The following is an 18,840-nucleotide window of genomic DNA, read 5'->3' on the forward strand; positions in this document are numbered from 1 at the left end:
CGTGAGCACCGAGACGATCGACCTCTCCCTCGGCAAGGACGCCGACTGCGGGCCCTGCGTCGGCCGGATCCGCGAGGCGCTCGCCCACCACGCGGGCGTCACCGACGTCCGGGCGGTGCGGGACGACACGGCGCTGCGGGTCACCGTCGACGCGGACCGCTGCGACGAGGCGTGCCTCGCACACGCCCTGGACGACACGCGCGACGCGCTGGCGCACCGCTTCACCCATCCCGAGCTCACCGTCGGCGGGATGGACTGCGCCGACTGCGCCTCCCGCATCGAGCACACCGTCCGTCGGCTCCCGGGGGTCGACGGGGTCAGCGTCAGCGTCACCGCCGCCCGGCTGCGCCTGGAGCTCGACGCCGAGCTCGGCGACCTCGATGCGATCCGTGCGCGGGTCGCGAAGCTCGGCTACGACGTGACCGACCCGGCCGCGCCGCCGACCGGGTTGCCGACCGCGGCGGCTGCGGCGCTCGTCGAGGTGCCGCAGGCCGCGCCGTGCGCGGACGCGTGCTGCACGCCCGAGGGCGACACGGGACCGGACGCGCCCGACCACGCGCACGGCGGCGACGCGCCCGCCCGCCGCGCCCGTGCGCACGCGGATGTGGACCCCACGCCCGTCCCGGCCTCCGCCGCCGCACCCGGGACCGGCCGGCCGGCCGGCGCCCGCGCCGTCCTGCGCGAGTGGGCCCGCGGCTCCGACCGCGTCACGACCGTGGCGGCGGTGCTCCTGCTGGTCGCCGCCGTGCTCGACCTCCTGCCCGTGGCGGGCACGCTCGCCGTCGTCGCGTACGCGCTCAGCACCGCGGTCGGCGGCGTGTCGATCGCGCGGTCCGGGGTCTCCGGTGCGCTCGCGACGCGGCGCCCCGACATGAACCTGCTGATGGCGATCGCCGTCGTCGGCGCGGTGGCCATCGGCGCGTGGATGGAGGCCGCGCTCGTCGTCGTCCTGTTCTCGATCGGCGAGCTGCTCGAGGGTCGCGCGGTCGGCCGGGCGCGCCGCGAGCTCGAGGCCCTCGTGGCCCTCGCGCCGGCGGAGGCCGTCGTCCGGCGGACGCGTCGGCACGGCGACCACGAGCACCACGAGGAGGTGACCGTCCCGGTCGGCGAGCTCGTCGAGGGCGACCTCGTGGTCGTCCGGCCCGGCGAGCAGCTCCCGGCCGACGGGACGATCGTCGAGGGGGCGTCCGCCGTCGACCAGGCGGCGATCACCGGCGAGTCCACGCCGGTCGACCGCGAGGCCGGCGAGCAGGTCTTCGCCGGGACGCTCAACGGCGAGGGGCTCCTCGTCGTCCGGACGACGAGCGCGCCGGGCGACACCACGCTGGACCGGATCGCCCGGCTGGTCGACGACGCGCAGGCCCGGCGGTCGCCGTCGGAGCGGTGGGTGCAGGCGTTCGCCCGCGTCTACACGCCGATCGTGATCGTGGTGGCGCTGCTCGTCACCGCCGCCCCGCCGGCGCTCGGCTGGATGGCGTTCTCCGACGCGTTCTACGCCGCGCTGGCGCTGCTGATCCTCGCCTGCCCGTGCGCGCTGGTGCTGTCGACCCCGGTGTCGATCGTCTCGGCGCTCGGCCGGGCGTCGTCGGCGGGCGTCCTGATCAAGGGCGGCGCGCACCTGGAGCGAGCCGCGACGATCCGGACCGTCGCGTTCGACAAGACCGGGACCCTCACGGAGGGGACCCCGGAGGTCGTGCAGGTCGACGGTCTGACCACCGACGGCGCGCCGTACCCCGAGGGTGCCACCCCGCCCGCCGTCCGCGCCGCCGTGCTCGGCACCGCCGCCGCGCTGGAGCAGGGCTCCGCCCATCCCCTGGCCGCGGCGATCGTCGCCGACGCGGAAGACCGGGGCGTGGCGATCCCGCCCGCCGCCGACCTGCGCTCGCTGACCGGCCTCGGCGCGTCCGGCACGGTCGACGGGGACGCCTGCCGCGTGGGCAGCCCGCGGCTGCTCGCCACGGACGAGCAGGGCACGGGCGCGCGGACGCTCGCCGAGCGGCTGTCGGACGCCGGTCGCACCGTCGTCCTCGTCGAGCGCGCCGGCCGGGTGATCGGGGCGATCGGCCTCGCGGACCGCGCGCGCCCCGAGGCCCGCGACGCGATCGCGATGCTCGGCGAGCTCGGCGTGCGGCGGACCGTGATGCTGACCGGCGACAACCCCCGGACCGCGGCGGCGATCGCCGGGGACCTCGGCATCTCCGAGGTCGCCGCCGACCTGATGCCCGGTGACAAGGCCGACGCCGTGCGGTCGTTCGGCGACGGCGTGGCGATGGTCGGCGACGGCGTCAACGACACCCCGGCCCTCGCCGCGTCCGACCTCGGCATCGCGATGGGCACCGCGGGCAGCCCGGCGGCGATCGAGGTCGCCGACGTAGCGCTGATGGGCGACGATCCGCGCAAGGTCGCCGAGCTCGTCGGCCTCGCGCGCTGGACGCGGACGGTCGTCCGGCAGAACATCGCGTTCTCGCTGGGCACGAAGGTCATCGCGGCCGGGTTCCTCCTCTTCGGGATGCTGCCGCTCTGGGCGGCGGTCGGGGTGGACGTCGGCGCGTCGCTGATCGTCGTCGCCAACGGCCTGCGGCTCGTCTCGGGGCACCCGGCCGGGAAGCGGTCGCGACCGCTGCTCGAGCGGCGGCCGCTCCGAGACCGCGCGTGACCCGCCTGCGGCGCTGAACATCGGGACCCGACCGAATCCGTGCCACAGAACGGAGGGGTCGGTGGCTCTTCCAGGTCATGAACACCAACGAGAGGTCCTCACCGTGACCGCGGTGAGCGCAACGATGCCCACGACGGCCCGCGCCCGTCCCGACGACGACGCCGAACGGGTCCTCGCCGTCGCGTTCCGGTGCGCGCTCGGCGTGCTCCGTGACCGCGAGGCGGCCGCGGACGTCGCGCAGGAGGTCGCGGTCCGGGCCCTGACCCGCCGCCGCGCTCTGCGCGATCCCGGCGCGCTCGACGCCTGGGTCCGGACGATCGCGATCCGCGCGGCGATCCGCGAGGCCGGTCGGACGCGGAGGCGACGGTCGGCGGAACGCGACCACGGCGCGCGGGAGGTCCCGCCCGCCGGGCCGGCCGAGGCCGTCGGCGACGCGACCGCGCTGCTCCGCGGTCTGCCTGCCCGGCAGAAGGCGGCGCTGACCCTCCGCTACGTGCACGACCTCCCCGACGAGGAGATCGCCCGGATCCTGCGGTGCCGTCCGGCGACGGTCCGCTCCCTGCTCTCGCGCGGCCGCGACGCCGTGCGCACCCGACTCGACGAGGACCACCGATGACCACCGACAGCACCACCCGGCCCGCCCCCGACGACCAGGACGTCCGCGACGCCCTGAGCGCCCTGCGCGCCGCCCGGCCCGAGGCCCACGAGGTGGCGACCCTGCGTCGTCGCCTCGCGACCGCCGCCCCGGCCCACCGCACGAGGCGCCGGACGCTCGGCGCGATCGCGACCGCCACCGCCGCCGTCGGCGTCGGCATCGCGCTGCTCCCGGCCACCGACGACCCGGGTTCCCGCTCGTCGTCGCCGCTCGGGTCCCTCGCGACCCCGAGCGCCCTGGCGTCGGAGGTGCCCCCGGTCCGCGACGGACCGTTCCGCTACGCACGGGTCCGGGACGTCACCACCTACGTCTCCCGACAGGGCGATCGGACCGGCACCCTGCGGTCGCAGCAGACCGCCGAGTCGTGGGTGAGCGCCGGCTGGAAGGGCCGGGAGCGGACGATCCAGGGGCCGGTCACGATCACCGGAGACGCCTCGCTGTCGCGCCGGATCGCCGGCACGTTCCGCCCGGCGGGCACGCCGACCGACGGCCCGTTCCTCTACGGGGACGGACCGCTGGCCACCCTCGACCCCGCGGAGCTGCCGACGGACCGGGACGCGATCTCCGCCGCGCTCCGTGACGGCATCCGGACGAACCGGTGGGCGGCGGAGGGCCGCGGTGCCGGTCAGCCGCGCAGGTCGGGCTCCGCGTCCGACGACGCGTTCGTCGGCTACTCGATCGTCGGACTGCTGGTGAACGCCCGGCTGACCACGCAGCAGCGGGCGGCGTTCCTCGACGTTCTGCGGACCGACCCCCACGCGCGGTCGCGCGGCATCGGGACCGACGCCGACGGCCGGAGGGGCCAGATCCTCGACCTGGACTACCCCGGCGAGCAGACGCTGCTGGGCGTGCGGGGCCTCCGGGTGATCACCGACCCCCAGCGCGACGAGATCCTCGAGTGGTCGACCGTCCCGACGCCGGCCCCCGACGGGGGCGCCAGCACGACCACGACCGAGACGGTGCTGCGCTCGGCGTACGTCGGTTCGGAGACGGCGCGCCCGTAGGCGTCGGACCACCTTCCGCGAGGACGACCGCTGAGGACCGGACCGGGGACCCGTGCGCGCTGGACGGCGTGGATCTCACGCAGCGAGGATTGCGACGCCGCGGAGGTGGGTTCAGGGGGCTCAGCGCCGGCATCCCCCGACCGGCCGGCGCACTCCCCCGATGACACCGTTCGTCCCCGCCTCGTCCACCTCGACCCGTGCCGCGTCGGCCGAGTCGTGGGCTCTCCCGCGCGTCACCGCGCTCGGCGTGACCCGCCCGCACGTCGAGCCCGGCGTCGCGACCGGCCCGACCGTCGAGTGGCAGCCGCGGTCACGTACCGACCGCCGCCTCTGAGGGCCGGCGCGGGCGGCCCGACCGCCTGACTGGACGTCCGTTTGACCCGCAGGTTCCGCGCCGGAACCGCGGGTAGCCACGGGGTCCCCAACGAAAGACGGTCCCCATGATCGGCGCACTCATCCTCGGCCTCGTCGCCGGCGCACTCGGCAAGCTGCTGGTCCCCGGCAAGCAGCCCGGTGGCATCCTCGGCACCATCGGCCTCGGCCTCGTCGGCGCCCTGGTCGGCTACTTCATCTTCACCAAGGGTCTCGGGATCGGCGACGACGACGCCTTCGACCTCGGTGGTCTCCTCAGTGCCGTGATCGGCGTCGTCGTGGTGCTCTTCGCCTACCGGGCGGTCGCCGGGCGCAGCGCGGCCCGCTGAGCCGCACCTCCGCCGCCGGGCCGCACCACCGTGCGGCGCGGCGGCGCCCGCGGCCCGCGGCCGGGCGAAGCAGAGCGCCGTGCGCGCCGGGGTGCCCGTCGCCGGTGGCTACGTTCGACGCATGCTCCGCACGCCGTTCGACGCCACGACCACCGCCGCCGAGGTCCTCGCCGGGGTCGACCCCGCGACACCCCGGAGATCAACGCGGCGATCGCGGCCCTGACGCCGCTGGGCCGCGTCGCCGTCGCCGAGGACATCGGTCCCGTGATCGCCGGGCTCTTCGCCAGCCGCAGCCGCTGGGTCACCGGCCAGCGGATCGAGGCCTCGGGCGGCATGGCCGCGTAGCGCGCCTCACGCCAGCAGGTGCCACGAGCGCGGCGGCGTGCGCGCCGCCGCGACGATCGTGTCGCACAGCTCGTCCCTCGTCCGGGACTTGTCGACGAGGTCGAGGGCACCGGCCAGCCGGGCGCGGTCGCGCTCGGCGTCCCGGTTCCCCGCGGAGAGGATCAGGATCCGCACGCGTCGCAGGTCGGGGTCCGTCGCCACCGCCCGCGCGACCTCGGGGCCGGAGAGCCCCGGCAGGCGGTCGTCGACCACCAGGACGTCCGGCCGGAACTCGCGGGCCGCCGCGAGCGCCGCGCGGCCGGCCGGGACCTCGCACAGGAGCTCGGTGTCCGCGCGTCGGCGCAGGGCACGGACCATCCCTGCGCGGAAGCGGTCGTTGTCGGCGGCGAGCACGACGGAGACCCGCCGGAGGGCGAAGATCTCGCGCGCCGGCGTGGGGGCACCGGGGGTGGGGTCCATGGGCTGCGCGACGGTCACCACGACCGGGGACGTCCCGGTGACCTCACGCCTCATCAGGTTCATCGCCGCAGCGGACGGATCGGACGCATCGCGTACGGCCTGCGGGAGCAGCCGCACAGGGTCAGGACCCGGTCGTCCCACGCGCGGACGCCCCCGCCGATGAGTTCCGGGACCCGCCCGGGTCTTCAGGACATGCTCGACTCCACCGCTTTCGCTTCCCCGCCCCCGCCCCGCGCCGGGCGCCGAGAATGGCTCGGCGTCGCCGCGCTCATGTTGCCCTGCATGCTCGTGGTGATGGACCTCAGCGTCCTCTTCCTCGCGGTCCCGTCGCTGCGTGCGGACCTCCGCCCCAGCTCGACCGAGCTGCTCTGGATCACCGACGTCTACGGCTTCCTGATCGCCGGCGCGCTGATCGTCATGGGCACCCTCGGCGACCGCATCGGCCGCCGCCGGGTCCTGCTCTGGGGCTCCGCCGCGTTCGGCTCCGCCTCGATCCTCGCGGCCTGCTCGCAGAACCCCGAGATGCTGATCGTCGCCCGTGGACTGCAGGGCATCGCCGGCGCGACGCTGATCCCGTCGACGATGGCGCTGCTGTTCTCGATGTTCCCCCACCCCGACGACCGGATGAAGGCGATCGGCCTGATCTCGCTCGGGTTCACCGGCGGCGCGGCGCTCGGCCCGATCCTCGGCGGCGTCCTCCTCGACGTCTCCAGCTGGCACGCCGTCTTCCTCATCAACGTGCCCGCGATGATCGCCGTCCTGCTCGCGGTCCCGCGCCTGGTCCCCGAGTCCGCGAACCCGGACGGCGCGAAGGTCGAGCTGCCCAGCGCGGTGCTGCTCGTGACCTCCGTGCTGGCGATGACCTACGCGATCAAGGTGATCGCCCGCGGCGACCACGACGCGGTGCCGTTCGTCGTCCTCGCGGTCGGCGTCGTGATCGGCGGCCTGTTCCTGCGGCGCCAGCGGACGACCCCGCAGCCGCTCCTGAACCTCGACCTCTTCCGCCGCCGGACGTTCTCGGTCGCGCTCCTGAGCAACAGCCTCACGACGTTCGTGATGTTCGGCGTCTTCTTCTTCGTCAACCAGTACCTGCAGCTGACGCTCGGCCTCTCGCCGCTGACCGCCGCGCTGTGGTCGCTCCCGGGCCTCGTCGCGATGACGGCGGGCACGATGGTGATCGTCCCGAAGCTCGCGACGACGGTCCAGCCGGCCGTCCTGATGGCCGGTGGCGCACTGATCATGGTGGCCGGCCTGGCGGCGCTCAGCCTGCTGCACGAGGCGACCCCGCCGCTCGTGGTCTCGCTCGTCGTCCTCGTCGTCCAGTTCGGCGTCGCGCCGCTGGTGACGCTCGGGATGAACATGATCCTGTCGGCCGCCCCGCCGGAGGCCACCGGCGCGGCGTCGGGCACCGCCCAGACGTGCAACGAGCTCGGCGGCGCGCTGGGCATCGCCCTCCTCGGCAGCCTCGGCACGGCGCAGGCCACGACGCTCGACGGGATGGCGGTCGTCGCGGTCGTCGGCGCCGTGATCATGCTCGTCGTCGCCGGCCTGATCTGGACGGCGCTGCGGCAGCCCGGCCACGCCACGACCGAGGCGCCGGCGGACGCCGGGACGCACGGGCAGGGCGGGCACGAGGTCGCGACGCAGGCCTGAGCGCGGCGCTCAGCGACTGCCCGCCGCGGTCGCCCCGATCCGCTCCGCGATCCGCGCGGCCTGCCCGCGGATCTCGAGCACGGCGAGACCCGCGAGGCCGAAGCCCACGACGACGGCGTCGAACGAGGAGTCCGGCCCGGGAGCGCCCATCGCGGGGACGGTAGGGCGCAGGGCGTCCCGGGGCGCGGAGGCGGACCGACGAGCCGGACGGCGCGCCCGCCGCCCGGCCGGCCATCCGCGTCAGTCGCCGCTGAGCGCCGGCGCCGGGGCGTCTCGCACCTGCGCTCCGGGTCGGGCGACGTCGTCGACCGGCTGCAGGCCTGGATCGACGAGGAGCGGACCGAGCACGTGGCGCCGGACCCGGAGATCGCGCGTCTCCGGCGCACCGCGATCGAGCACGACCCGGAGCTCCGGGCCCGCGACCGCCAGTACTTCGAGACCCTGCAGTCCGCGCTCGCCCTCGCGGTCGCGGCCCAGTTCGGGGTGTCGGAGGACGACATGGGCCCGCAGATCTTCGGCGGCGCGGCGATGGCGTTCCTCTGGCGCCTCGGGTCGATCGCGCTGCGGGACGACCCGCAGGACGTGGAGGCGCTCGTGGCCGAGGGCTTCGACCTGCTGCGGGCGACGCTCGCGGCGGTGTCCGCGGACGGCGACTGACGGCGCGGCGCGGCCAGGACCTGCACCGGCGGAGTGGCCGGGCATCGCCCGGGCGCGCGACGGCCGTGGCCGACCGCGAGGGCCCGGCGTCGGCTCAGCGGCTCGCGGTCGACCCGCCCTGCCGGGCGAGCGTCCGGCGCGGCGCGACGAAGACGCCCCAGAGGCTCCGGGGGCGCGTCCGGAGCTCCTCCACGACGAGCCCGGCGAGCGCGGGGTAGAAGCCCGTCCGCGGGAACCGGGCGAACAGGCTGCGGATCCATCGGCGCTCGAGGCCGAACGCGACGATCCCCGCGCTGACGTCGATGAGGTCCGACCGCCGCACGAGCTCGACCTCGAGCCCCATGGCCATCCGCGACCGCGGGGCGTGGTGCTGCTCGCACGCGTCCATGCAGCGCTGCAGCCGCTCCGCGGGCCAGCCGAACGGCTCGAGCACCCGCTCGACGAGCAGCGCACCCTCCGTCACGTACGGCGCGTCGCTCGCGGTGCTCAGCCCGGCGTCGTGGAGCCAGCACGCGCAGAGCAGGAGCTCGCGGTCGAAGGCGCGGTCGCCGGCGAGGCGTTCGCAGAGCACGAACTGCCGGACGCAGTGGAGCTCCATCGGGCTCCCGACCCCGCCGGCGCCGTCGCGGAGCGCCGCGAGGCAGGCGCGCTCCGCGTCGGTGCGGCACAGCTCGTCGGCATCGGTCGGCGTCATGGGCGCACGCTATCCGGCGTCCGCGGGGGGGGCATCCGGCGGGTGGTCGAGATTCGTCGCGCGGATGATGTCGAGAACCGCCCGTCGGCTCCGCTCTCCGGGTGAACGGCTCCGCTCTCCGGGTGAACGGCCCCACACCGCGGCCGACACCCCGACAGACCAGAGACCGAGAACCCCCCTCATGCGCAAGCTCATCGTCACCAACATCGTCTCCGCCGACGGCTACTCCGAGGGCCCGGGCGGCAACGTCATGGCCCTCCCGATGGACCACGCCTTCGACGCCTACAACGCCGAGCGGCTCCGCACCGCCGACACGCTCCTCCTGGGCGCCACGACGTTGTCGATGTTCAGCGGCTTCTGGCCCGGCGTGGTCGACAACCGGGAGGCCTCCGACGACCAGCGCGAGATCTCCCGCCGCGACAACGCCATCGACAAGGTCGTCGTCTCGGACTCCCTGACCCCCGAGCAGGCCGGCGCCTGGCAGGACACCACCCGCGTCGTCCCTCGCGCCGACGCCCACGTCGCGGTCCGGGCACTGAAGGAGCAGGACGGCGGCGACATCCTCGTCTTCGGCAGCCGGACCCTCTGGAACGACCTCCTCGCCGCCGGCCTGGTCGACGAGGTCCACCTGGTCGTCGGCCCCGTGGTCCTCGGCGGCGGGACCCCGGCGTTCCCGGAGGGGACGGCGACGAACCTGCAGCTGCTCGGCACGCAGACGTTCGACGGCAGCGGCAACCTCGTCGTCGGTACGCGGTGGATCGAGGCTGAGCGGGCCAGGAGCGTCAGCCGAGGCCGTCCGGCCCACCGTCCTTCGCGCGGGCCCGCTGCACGGCCACGGGCTCGGGGGCGGTCGCGACCGCCGAGGCGTCGAGCATCTCTGGTGCCCGGCCGAGCGCCGCGAGCTGCTCCACGGTCGCGCCCTCCCCCAGGCGGCCGACGGCCTGCTCGCCGCTCAGGATCGCGGCCTCCACGCCGGCGTGCGCGAAGTAGTCGCCCGCCAGCGCGATGCCACGCGGCATGTCGGCGTGGACCGAGTTGAGGGTCGCGTAGTGGCCCGGCCCGGCGATCGACAGGCCCCGCTTGTAGTGGAAGAGCTCGACGAAGTCCGGCTCGGGCGCGGGACCGTACGCCTGGACCGCGGCGTCGATCGCGGCCCGCTCGATCTGCTCGTCGGTCATCGTCTCGAGCGGCGGCGTGTAGAAGTAGACGCCGACGGCCTCACCGCCGGGCGGCACCGTCCCGGGGTGGCGGTGGCTCTGCAGCACGGCGGCACCCCAGGCAGCGTCCGGCTGGTTGGCGGGCAGCGCCACGCTGATGCGCTCACCGGGGTAGGGGTTCGTCTTCCAGCAGACCTGGGCGTGCGCGTACTCCGAGTACCGGCAGCCGCGGAGCTTCACGACCGCCTCGTCCCGGACGATCCCCTGGAGCAGGTCGGCGCTGACGCCGGGCTCCGTCGCCAGGACCACCTGATCGACCTCGTGGACCTCGCCGCCGGCGGTCACCGCCCAGCCGGAGGCGGTCCGCACCAGGGCCTCGACCGGCGCGTTCGTGCGGACGTCGAGGTTCGGCGTCCCGGCGACGAGCCAGTCCGAGATCTGCCCGATGCCGCCGGGCGGCACGGAGAGCTTGAGCTTGTAGAACTGCTGCAGGATCGCCTGGAAGAGGGACGTCGACAGCCACGACATCGGGACCGCGTAGAGGAAGCCCATGTACGGGACCGTGATGTAGTCGTGGCCCTTGTTCCCGAGGACGCGCCGCGACCAGGTCTCGAGCGTCTCGCCGCGGTCGTAGCGCGCGAGGTCCGCCCCGTCGAAGCACGACTTCGGGCCGCGCTGCACGAGCTGCGACGCGACGCCCGCGGCGATCCGGAGCTTGTCCTTGACGGAGAACACGGGCAGCTTGAGGAAGCTCAGGACCTGGTCGAAGCCGACCTCGTACTTCTGCCCGTCGGCGTCGATCACGTGCGTGCGGGCGTCCCACGGCACGAGCTCGCGGTGCTTGCCGAGCTCCTTCAGGATCGCGTTCGTGCGCGGGTAGATGCCGCCCATCAGGAACAGCGCGCCGGACCCGAGGTTGAAGCCCTCGCGCTGCTTCTGCTGCGTCCGCCCGCCGACCTGCTCCTGGGCCTCCAGGAGCACGACCTGATGCCCGCGCTTGCCGAGCGAGTACGCCGCCGCGCACCCGGCCGGACCGCCTCCGATGACCGCTGTCTTCATGGTGCCGACCCTACGTCGAGGGGATGCGCCGGGACAAACGCGGCCGGGGAGGAATCGTCGGGCCGCGTTTGTCGCCGGACGACAACGGCGGCGGAGTCGCCGAGGCGCGGCCCGATCTCGCGCTGCACGAGCGCGCGGGCGCGCTCGGGATCGGTGCAGAGCGCGGCGACCAGGGCGATCTCGTCGTACGGGGTGACGGCCGGCGTGCCGCGCAGGCCGATCCTGAGCGCGTCGACGGCCTCGCGATGGCTCGTGCGGAAGCCGACCGCGCCGGGCTTCGGGGTGCTGAGGCCGGCGGTCGCGGGCCCGACGACCCCGGCGACCCGGGCGGCGCCGATCCCCGGACCGGTCCGCGCTACTCCCCGAGCACCGCCCGCACGTGCTCGAGCAGCACGTCCGGCACGTCGTGCTCATCGCCCAGCGCGAAGAACGCCTCCGCCCGCCCGGCGTCTCGTCCGTGGACGTCGAGCGCGTCGGTGATCAGCCGTCGCACGACCCGCTGGTCGCGCCAGCGGGGATCCTCCGCGAGCAACTCGATCGCCGCGAGCGACTCCTCCTCCTCGCCGACGCACTCGAACGGCTTGTGGCCGCCCGTCGCGGTGAGGAGCGCGAAGCCCTCGTACTGGGCGTCGTCGTCGAGGATCGCGCCGCCGAGGATCTCGGCGAGGGCGTCGGGCTCCAGGTGCGGCGCGAGCATCAGGGCGACGAACCGGCACTTCGGGCAGTCGCGGCACCACGCCTGACCGCCGCGCAGCGCCGGGTCGGTGTGGAAGTTCCGGTTGCAGCTGGTGAACGCGTGGTGGTACTGCGGGTACCGCTGCGCGAAGGCCCGGGCGATCCCGAGCTCCGAGGCCGGGCGCAGGATCGAGAAGAGGTCGACGTCGGGGAGCGCCTCGGCCGCGGCGGCGCGCAGCAGGCCCTCCGCGCGACGGCTCTTGCTGAACTGGTGGTTGACCTCGATGCCGTCGTGGACGAGGTTGCCGACCGACGCGGACCGCTCGTTCGCGATCGCGATCGCGTCGTAGCCGTTGATCTTCGCGGTGAGCAGCGCGACGCAGCTGATGATCGCGGTGATCGGGACGTGGCCGTTCAGGGCGCCCGACCCGTTCAGGCGGCGGAAGTCGTCCAGCGGCAGCCCGCGGCGGACCTCGAGCATCGGCAGGCCCGCGACCTCGGCGGTGCGGTGCATCGGCGGCAGCGCGTTGACGACGAACAGGGCGAGGTCGAGGCCGGAGCGCCTGACGGTCTCGAGCGCGACGATCGAGTCCTTTCCGCCGCCGACGGGGACGAGGACGCGCGTCGGCTGCCCGGCGTCGCCGGGCTTCCCACCCCGGGCGGGGCCGCGCGGGAACGTCGGCCGCGGGATGCCGTCGAGCCGGTCGCGGTTCTCGTAGGCGAACTCGCCGAGGCCCTCGGAGTACAGGGCCTCGAGGAGCTCCGCGGTGGCCGGCGGCGGGGCCCCGGTCTCGCAGACCACCTCGGGCGGTGCGGCCATCTTGTAGTAGCTGACGCCCGCCGCCCAGTGCAGGAGGTCGAGGATCGGGCCGAGCGCGTCCGGGTCGACGGTCGCGCCGTCCTGCAGCGGGATGTCGAAGGTCTCGACGAGCGTCTCGACGTCGTCGAGCGCGTACTCCAGTCGCACGCGCCCCTCGGCGCTGATCGACCGCGCGACGAACCGGAACGCCTTGATCGCGCGGGGGTGAAACGGGGTGGCCGAGGGGGCCGCTGCGGCGTCGAGCGTCACCCCTCCAGGGTACCCGGCCGGTTCGAGGCATCTCCGGCACGGGCTGCGGGTGCCCGGTGCCTCGTCGCGGTCCGGCGCGGCCCGGACCCGGGACGCACAGGGCTGGCCGGCACCGGACCTACGACTTCATCATCCGCTTCGTCGCCGCCAGCAGGACCTTGCCGTAGCTCGACGGGATCGCGCGCACGACGGCGTCCATCGCCTTCGCGTCGTTGCCGACGAGGACGCGGACCTTGCCGGCCTCGACGCCCTTGACGATGACCCTGGCGGCCTCGGCCGGGTCCATCTTCAGGAGCTTCTCGCGGTACAGCTTGTCGCGGGCCTCGTGCTTGGCGGTGATCTCCGCGCCGCTGTCCCGGGCGTGCTGCAGGGCGGCGGAGCTGATGTTCGTCTTGATGCCGCCCGGGTGGATCGAGGTGACGCCGACGGGGTGGCGGGCCTCCTCCATCTCCATCCGCAGGCACTCGGTGAAGCCGCGCACCGCGTACTTCGACGCGCAGTAGTGGCTCATCTCGGGCTGGGCCATGATGCCGTTCAGCGACGAGACGTTGACGACGTGGCCGTCGCCCGACGCGATCAGGTGCGGCAGGAACGCCTGGGTGCCGTGGATGACGCCGAAGAGGTTGATCGAGAGGACGCGCTCGTAGTCCTCCCACTCGGACTCGAGCACGGGACGCGAGTGCGCCACGCCGGCGTTGTTGTAGATCTGGTGGACGACGCCGAAGTGCGCCACCACCTCGGCGGCCCAGGCGAAGAACGCTTCGCGGTCGGCGACGTTCAGCGTCGTCAGGAGGACGTCCGGGGCACCGGCCTTCCGGGCCAGCGCCGCGGTCTCCTCGATGCCCGCGGCGTTCACGTCCGAGAGCGCCAGTCGTGCGCCCTTGCCGGCCAGCAGGAGCGCGAGCGCCCGGCCGATGCCGGAGCCGGCGCCGGTGATCGCGCAGACCTTGCCGTCGGTCTTGCTCATGCGGCGACCTGCGCATCGGCCGGGGCGGCGGCGCCCGTCGGGGCGGGGGTGCCGGCGGTCGTGCTCGCGATGGGCCCGGCGGCGAACGACACGGGCAGCGAGCCGCCGCGCCGGGCGAACCGCAGCACCCCGTCGGAGACCGCGCCCTTGCGCAGGTGCTTCTCGTCCTCGCGGTAGCTCATCGCCAGCTGCCACGGGGCGTCCGCGCCCTGCTTCGGCATCTGGTCGAGCGAGCGCATGACGTAGCCGGCCTTGAAGTCGAGGAGCGGCTTCGTCGCCATGCCGGGGGTGTCGTTGACCGGCACCGCGATCGCGAAGTCGTGCTCGTCCATGTGCGCCAGCACGCGGTTGAGGTACCGGCAGACGAGATCGATCTTCAGCGTCCACGACGAGTTCGTGTAGCCGATCGCGAACGAGAAGTTCGGGACGCCGGAGCCCATGAAGCCCTTGTAGGCCAGGGTGCTCGGGACGTCGACGGGCTCGCCGTCCACGTCGAGCGTCATGTTCCCGAAGAGCAGCAGGTTCAGGCCCGTCGCGGTGACGATGACGTCGGCGGGGATCTCGGTGCCCGACGTCGTCAGGACGCCCTTCTCGGTGAAGCGCTCGATGCCGTCGGTGACGATGTCGGCCGTGCGCTTCTGGAACGCGCGGAAGAGGTCGCCGTGCGGCACGGCGCAGAGGCGCTGGTCCCACGGGTCGTACGTCGGGTTGAAGTGGACGTCGACGTCGACGTGCTCGGGCAGGTACTTCTTGTTGATGCTGCGGATCCACTTGCGCGCACGGCCGGGAAAGCGCTGGCAGAACGCGTAGAGGATCCGCTGCTGCTCGATGTTCTTCTGCCGGGTCAGCTTGTGGCCGCGGACGTCGCCGAACCACGTGCGGAAGCGATCGCCGATCGGGTCGGTCGACGGGAGCGGCAGCACGTAGGACGGCGAGCGCTGCAGCATCGTCACGTGCGCACCCTGCTTCGCGAGGGCGGGGACGAGCGTCACGGCGGTGGCACCGGAGCCGACGACCACGATCTCCTTGCCCTCCGGGTCGAAGTCCTCGGGCCAGAGCTGCGGATGGATGATCTGCCCGGCGAAGTCCTCGGCGCCCGCGAACGTCGGCGAGAAGCCCTGGTCGTAGCGGTAGTAGCCCGACGCGCAGAAGAGCCAGGAGCAGGTCAGCTCGAGCTCCTCGCCGGCGTGCAGGACGCGGACCGTCCAGCGGGCGTCGGCCGTCGAGAACGACGCGTGCTGCACCCGGTGGTCGTAGCGGATGTGCTGGTCGACGCCGGTCTCCGAGGCGGCCTCGCGCAGGTAGGCGAGGATGTCCTCGCCGTCGGCGATCGCCTTCGCGCCGGTCCACGGCTTGAAGTCGTAGGCGAACGTCGAGAGGTCGGAGTCCGAGCGGATCCCCGGGTAGCGGAAGAGGTCCCAGGTGCCGCCGCTCCGCTCGCGGCCCTCGAGCAGCAGGAACGTCCGGTCGGGATGCCCCATCTGGAGGTGGCGCGCGGCGCCGATGCCGGACAGGCCGGCACCGACGAACAGGACGTCGACGTGCTCGACGGCGGTCGCGGGATCTGCGGGGGTCGCGTTCGGGGTGCTCATGGGCGTTCTCGCAGCATGACCCGCGGGTCGCCCGAATACCCGAGGCAGACGCACAGGATCACGGCCGCTGCTTGTGCACGATGCCCAGCGTGGGCGTAGGGTCGGGAGCGTGTCGACCGCCGCGGCCTGGAATCCACCGAGCCCCCGCACGGCGGAGCTCATCCGCGAGGCGTGCGCGCTGATGCTCTCGGCCCCCGAGGACGTGATCGGCGAGGTCGACGCCGTCACGCTCGCACACACCGACGAGGCCGTCGTCGCGGACCCGTCGTTCGTCGAGGCGATCCGCCGCGCGAATCGCGCGAACCTCCTGCACTGGGCCGAGTCCAACGTGCGCGACCCCGGCGCACCGGTCGCGCCGAACCTGGGCCCGGAGGTCGTCAACATCGCCCGCGACCTCGTCCGGCGCGGCCTGGACGCCAACACGATCGACGCGTACCGGACGGGCCAGAACGCGGCCTGGCGCCTGTGGATGACGCTGGCCTTCACGCTGACGTCCGACCCCGCGGAGCTCAGCGAGCTGCTCGACGTGACGGCGCGGTCGATCTTCGCGTTCGTCGACGAGACGATCGCGGCGATCACCGGCCAGATGCGCCAGGAGCGCGAGCGCCTGACGCGCGGCACCCACGCCGAGCGCCTCGAGGTCGTCACCCTGCTGCTCGACGGCGCGCCGATCGGGCAGGACCGCGCGTCCGCCCGGCTGCAGTACGCGCTGGACCGCCCCCACACCGCGGCGGTCGTCTTCAGCGACAGCGCCGACCCCGACCAGGGCGTCCTCGGCCGCGCCGCCGAGCTCCTCGCCCGGGCCGGCGGGGCACGGGCGCCGTTCACGGTCAACGCGAGCGTCTCGTCGCTGTGGGTCTGGATCCCGGGCGCGGACGGCCCGGACGTCGCGGTCGTCCGCGCAGCCCTCGACGGCCTGGCCGACACCCGCATCGCGATCGGGACGACCGCCCGCGGCGTCGCCGGGTTCCGCCGCAGCCACCTCGACGCGCTCGCCACCCAGCGCCTGATGCACCGGACGGCCGACGACGTGCGCCTGGCGACCTACGACGAGGTGCAGGTCGTGGCCCTGGCCACGCAGGACGAGGAGCGGGCGCGGGAGTTCGCCGAGCGCACGCTCGGCGACCTCGCCGACGCCCCGCACGACCTGCACGAGACCGTCCGGACCTACGTGCGCGAGGGCTTCAGCGCCAGCCGCACCGCCGAGCTCCTGTTCACGCACCGCAACACGATCCTCAACCGCCTGGGCCGCGCGGAGGACCTGATGCCCGCACCGCTCACGGGGCGGACGACGCAGGTCGCCGTGGCGCTCGAGGTCGTGCGGTGGCTCGGGCCGCGCTGACGCCGGTCCGCCCCGGCGCTCACCAGGTCGGGAGCATGCCCTCCGGGTACCGCTCGCCGAAGGCGCCGTTCGGGACGATCTCGCGGATGCGGTCGAGGTCGGCCGCGCTCAGCGTCACGTCCGCCGCCCCGACGTTCTCGGCGACGCGGGTGGCACTGCGGGTGCCCGGGATCGGGACGACGTCGTCGCCCTGCGCCAGGAGCCACGCGAGCGCGAGCTGCGCAGCCGTGATGCCCTTCTCGCCCGCGAGCTCGCGGAGCTGCTCGACCGCCGCGGCGTTCTTCTCGTAGTTGCCCGGCTGCCACTGCGCGGCCCAGCTGCGCATGTCGTCGGACGGGTACTCCGCGGCGGGCTTGAAGTCGCCCGTGAGGAAGCCGCGGCCGAGCGGCGAGTACGGCACGAAGCCGATGCCGAGCTCGCGGAGCACCGGGAGGACGTCGGCCTCGACCTCGCGCTGGAACACTGAGTACTCGGTCTGGAGCACCGAGACCGGCTGCACCGCGTGCGCGCGCCGGATCACGTCGGGCCCGGCCTCCGACAGCCCGAAGAACCGGACCTTGCCCGCGTCGATCAGATCCTTCACGGTGCCGGCGACGTCCTCGATCGGCACGTCCGGGTCGACCCGGTGCTGGTAGAGCACGTCGAGGTGGTCGACGCCGAGGTGCTTCAGGCTCGCCTCGGCGACCTCCCGGATGTGGTCGGGCCGCGAGTCCAGCGCGACGCCGAACTTCGACGGGTCGGTCAGGTCGAAGCCGAACTTCGTCGCGATCACGACCTCGTCGCGGATCGGCGCGACCGCCCGGCCGAGCAGCTGCTCGTTGGACCCGGTGCCGCCGCCGTAGAGCTCGGCGGTGTCGAAGAACGTGACGCCGAGCTCGTGCGCCCGGCGGATCGTGGCGATGCTCGCGTCCTCGTCCCCGCCCGGCCCGTAGGCCATCGTCATCCCCATCGTGCCGAGGCCGATCGCCCCGACCTCGAGTCCCTGCGTTCCCAGCGTGCGCTTCTGCATGTGCGTCCCTCAGTAGGTAACTACCTGGTGACTTCAGCGTAGCGCGATCCGGCGGAGAAGGAAACGGTTGGTTACTTCCGGCGGTCGGGCGTTCCGGGGTGCCGGGTCCCCGCCTCCCGGATCCGGCCGTGCGGGATACCCTCGCCTGCGTGCCCCGCGACGCCAGCGCCACGCGCGCCCGGATCCTCGACGCGGCCGTCGCGGAGTTCTCCGCCCTCGGGCTCGCCGGCGCGCGGATCGACCGGATCGCCGAGGCGGCGTCCGCGAACAAGCGCCTGATCTACGTGCACTTCGGCAGCAAGGACGGGCTCTTCGACGCCGCGCTCGACACGGTCCTGAGCACGATGAGCGCCGCGGTCCCGCTGACCGAGGACGACCTGCCCGGCTACGCCGCCCGGATGTTCGACTACCTCCTCGTCCGGCCCGAGGCCGCGCGGATCAGTTCCTGGCGCAAGCTCGAGCGCCCCGGCTCGAGCCCGGACTTCGGCCCGCTCTTCACGTCGAAGGTCGCCGCGATGTCCGCCGGGCACGGCGGCGGGAGCGGCTTCGACCCGGTCGACCTCGTCGTCTTCGTCACCACCCTCGGGTCGGCGTGGTTCACCGTGCCCGACGGGCTGATCGGTGCCGACGGTCGCGACCCGCGCGACCCCGAGCGCCTGGCGGCGCACCGCGCGGCGATCGTCGAGGCGGTCCGCCGGCTCGTCGCGCGCTGACGCCCGGACACCTCGCCCGGGCCGGGTCGGGAGCATGACGCGGCCGTCCACCCCCCCCCCCCCCGGCCCCCAGGGGGGCCCCCCTTTGGGCCAATGGAAACCCCGCCCATTAAAAAAAACCCCCCCCCCCCGGGGGGTTTTTTTTGGGTTGGGGGAAGGGGCCGGGGGGGGGCCCCCTTCCCCCCCCCGGGGACCCAACCCCCGGACCCCGCCCCTTTTCCCCCGGGGGGAAAAAAAAATGGGGCCCCCTGGGGGGAAGGGCCCCCTGGGGACCCGGCCCCCCCGGGGCCCGGGGGGGGGCCCCCCCCCTCCCCCCCCGGGGGGGGGGGGCCAACGTTTTCCCCCCCCCCCTTGGGGGCGGGGGAAACCGGGGCCCCCCCGGGTGGGGCCCCGGGGGGGCCCCCCAAAAACCCCGAAAAAGGGGGGGGGGGGG

General features: G+C 74.3%; 16 protein-coding genes and 1 pseudogene. 9 read left to right on the plus strand and 8 right to left on the minus strand.

What is annotated here, in order from left to right; all coding sequences use genetic code 11:
• Position 1 precedes the first annotated feature (1 nt).
• From PATMI_RS26985 to PATMI_RS0103085, 4 genes are all read left to right on the plus strand, one after another.
• Positions 2-2,656, plus strand: a complete 2,655-nt coding sequence (locus PATMI_RS26985; RefSeq protein ID WP_051470982.1) for a heavy metal translocating P-type ATPase — start codon at positions 2-4, stop codon at positions 2,654-2,656.
• Positions 2,657-2,768: 112 nt separating this feature from the next.
• Positions 2,769-3,272, plus strand: a complete 504-nt coding sequence (locus tag PATMI_RS26990) for an RNA polymerase sigma factor (protein ID WP_051470983.1) — start codon at positions 2,769-2,771, stop codon at positions 3,270-3,272.
• Positions 3,269-4,315: a hypothetical protein gene (locus PATMI_RS0103075; RefSeq protein WP_026909807.1), complete on the plus strand. Its 1,047-nt coding sequence runs from the start codon at positions 3,269-3,271 to the stop codon at positions 4,313-4,315. The genes PATMI_RS26990 and PATMI_RS0103075 overlap by 4 nt, the downstream gene beginning before the upstream one ends.
• 440 nt (positions 4,316-4,755) lie before the next feature.
• Positions 4,756-5,016, plus strand: coding sequence for a GlsB/YeaQ/YmgE family stress response membrane protein (locus PATMI_RS0103085; RefSeq protein WP_026909808.1), 261 nt, complete (start codon positions 4,756-4,758; stop codon positions 5,014-5,016).
• 351 nt (positions 5,017-5,367) lie between these two features.
• Here PATMI_RS0103085 and PATMI_RS26995 read toward each other — a convergent pair whose 3' ends face one another.
• On the minus strand, positions 5,368-5,883 hold the full coding sequence (locus PATMI_RS26995) for a response regulator (RefSeq protein ID WP_157260589.1): 516 nt from the start codon (positions 5,881-5,883) through the stop codon (positions 5,368-5,370).
• A gap of 219 nt (positions 5,884-6,102) precedes the next feature.
• Here PATMI_RS26995 and PATMI_RS27000 point away from each other — a divergent pair, with 219 nt between their 5' ends.
• Positions 6,103-7,473 (plus strand): MFS transporter, encoded by a 1,371-nt coding sequence (locus tag PATMI_RS27000; protein WP_051470985.1) that lies wholly within the window; start codon positions 6,103-6,105, stop codon positions 7,471-7,473.
• 9 nt (positions 7,474-7,482) lie between these two features.
• Here the strand turns inward: PATMI_RS27000 and PATMI_RS36380 are convergent, their stop codons facing one another.
• Positions 7,483-7,623 carry a hypothetical protein gene (locus PATMI_RS36380; protein ID WP_157260591.1) on the minus strand — a complete coding sequence of 47 codons (141 nt, stop codon included), beginning with the start codon at positions 7,621-7,623 and terminating at the stop codon, positions 7,483-7,485.
• A 198-nt stretch (positions 7,624-7,821) separates the two neighbouring features.
• Here PATMI_RS36380 and PATMI_RS0103115 point away from each other — a divergent pair, with 198 nt between their 5' ends.
• Positions 7,822-8,130 carry an acyl-CoA-like ligand-binding transcription factor gene (locus PATMI_RS0103115; RefSeq protein WP_026909809.1) on the plus strand — a complete coding sequence of 103 codons (309 nt, stop codon included), beginning with the start codon at positions 7,822-7,824 and terminating at the stop codon, positions 8,128-8,130.
• 94 nt (positions 8,131-8,224) lie between these two features.
• Here the strand turns inward: PATMI_RS0103115 and PATMI_RS0103120 are convergent, their stop codons facing one another.
• Positions 8,225-8,824, minus strand: coding sequence for an HD domain-containing protein (locus PATMI_RS0103120; RefSeq protein WP_026909810.1), 600 nt, complete (start codon positions 8,822-8,824; stop codon positions 8,225-8,227).
• A 181-nt stretch (positions 8,825-9,005) separates the two neighbouring features.
• Here PATMI_RS0103120 and PATMI_RS38665 point away from each other — a divergent pair.
• A pseudogene (locus tag PATMI_RS38665) lies at positions 9,006-9,488 on the plus strand (dihydrofolate reductase family protein); the annotation flags it as partial.
• A 118-nt stretch (positions 9,489-9,606) separates the two neighbouring features.
• Here the strand turns inward: PATMI_RS38665 and PATMI_RS37790 are convergent.
• The 4 genes from PATMI_RS37790 to PATMI_RS0103145 form a co-directional block, all read right to left on the minus strand.
• Positions 9,607-11,040: a protoporphyrinogen/coproporphyrinogen oxidase gene (locus PATMI_RS37790; RefSeq protein ID WP_026909812.1), complete on the minus strand. Its 1,434-nt coding sequence runs from the start codon at positions 11,038-11,040 to the stop codon at positions 9,607-9,609.
• A gap of 355 nt (positions 11,041-11,395) precedes the next feature.
• The gene (locus tag PATMI_RS0103135; RefSeq protein ID WP_051470986.1) at positions 11,396-12,784 is read right to left on the minus strand and encodes a MurL-like N-terminal domain-containing; all 1,389 of its coding nucleotides are present in this window, start codon (positions 12,782-12,784) and stop codon (positions 11,396-11,398) included.
• Positions 12,785-12,902: 118 nt separating this feature from the next.
• On the minus strand, positions 12,903-13,751 hold the full coding sequence (locus tag PATMI_RS0103140) for an SDR family NAD(P)-dependent oxidoreductase (RefSeq protein WP_026909814.1): 849 nt from the start codon (positions 13,749-13,751) through the stop codon (positions 12,903-12,905).
• Entirely contained in the window at positions 13,748-15,343 is a 1,596-nt protein-coding gene (locus tag PATMI_RS0103145; protein WP_026909815.1) for a flavin-containing monooxygenase, read from the minus strand. The genes PATMI_RS0103140 and PATMI_RS0103145 overlap by 4 nt, the downstream gene beginning before the upstream one ends.
• Positions 15,344-15,524: 181 nt before the next feature.
• On the opposite strand from PATMI_RS0103145, the gene PATMI_RS0103150 reads away from it, so the two are divergent.
• Positions 15,525-16,685 carry a helix-turn-helix domain-containing protein gene (locus tag PATMI_RS0103150; RefSeq protein WP_051472308.1) on the plus strand — a complete coding sequence of 387 codons (1,161 nt, stop codon included), beginning with the start codon at positions 15,525-15,527 and terminating at the stop codon, positions 16,683-16,685.
• A gap of 19 nt (positions 16,686-16,704) precedes the next feature.
• Here the strand turns inward: PATMI_RS0103150 and PATMI_RS0103155 are convergent, their stop codons facing one another.
• A complete protein-coding gene (locus PATMI_RS0103155) occupies positions 16,705-17,694 on the minus strand; it encodes an aldo/keto reductase (protein ID WP_026909817.1) in 990 nt (329 codons plus the stop codon).
• A 149-nt stretch (positions 17,695-17,843) separates the two neighbouring features.
• Between PATMI_RS0103155 and PATMI_RS0103160 the strand changes: the two genes are divergently transcribed.
• On the plus strand, positions 17,844-18,407 hold the full coding sequence (locus tag PATMI_RS0103160) for a TetR/AcrR family transcriptional regulator (RefSeq protein ID WP_026909818.1): 564 nt from the start codon (positions 17,844-17,846) through the stop codon (positions 18,405-18,407).
• The last annotated feature ends 433 nt before the right edge of the window (positions 18,408-18,840 follow it).

This window comes from Patulibacter minatonensis DSM 18081, assembly GCF_000519325.1.
GTDB classification, from domain to species: domain Bacteria; phylum Actinomycetota; class Thermoleophilia; order Solirubrobacterales; family Solirubrobacteraceae; genus Patulibacter; species Patulibacter minatonensis.

Excerpts from the sequence above, each read along its gene's own strand:
- PATMI_RS36380 (WP_157260591.1), bottom strand. The coding sequence starts at position 7,623 with ATGGGCGCTCCCGGGCCGGACTCCTCGTTCGACGCCGTCGTCGTGGGC.
- PATMI_RS0103075 (WP_026909807.1), top strand. The coding sequence starts at position 3,269 with ATGACCACCGACAGCACCACCCGGCCCGCCCCCGACGACCAGGACGTC.
- PATMI_RS0103085 (WP_026909808.1), top strand. The coding sequence starts at position 4,756 with ATGATCGGCGCACTCATCCTCGGCCTCGTCGCCGGCGCACTCGGCAAG.
- PATMI_RS0103140 (WP_026909814.1), bottom strand. The coding sequence starts at position 13,751 with ATGAGCAAGACCGACGGCAAGGTCTGCGCGATCACCGGCGCCGGCTCC.
- PATMI_RS26995 (WP_157260589.1), bottom strand. The coding sequence starts at position 5,883 with ATGAACCTGATGAGGCGTGAGGTCACCGGGACGTCCCCGGTCGTGGTG.
- PATMI_RS37790 (WP_026909812.1), bottom strand. The coding sequence starts at position 11,040 with ATGAAGACAGCGGTCATCGGAGGCGGTCCGGCCGGGTGCGCGGCGGCG.
- PATMI_RS27000 (WP_051470985.1), top strand. The coding sequence starts at position 6,103 with ATGCTCGTGGTGATGGACCTCAGCGTCCTCTTCCTCGCGGTCCCGTCG.
- PATMI_RS0103145 (WP_026909815.1), bottom strand. The coding sequence starts at position 15,343 with ATGAGCACCCCGAACGCGACCCCCGCAGATCCCGCGACCGCCGTCGAG.
- PATMI_RS0103120 (WP_026909810.1), bottom strand. The coding sequence starts at position 8,824 with ATGACGCCGACCGATGCCGACGAGCTGTGCCGCACCGACGCGGAGCGC.
- PATMI_RS0103155 (WP_026909817.1), bottom strand. The coding sequence starts at position 17,694 with ATGCAGAAGCGCACGCTGGGAACGCAGGGACTCGAGGTCGGGGCGATC.
- PATMI_RS0103150 (WP_051472308.1), top strand. The coding sequence starts at position 15,525 with ATGCTCTCGGCCCCCGAGGACGTGATCGGCGAGGTCGACGCCGTCACG.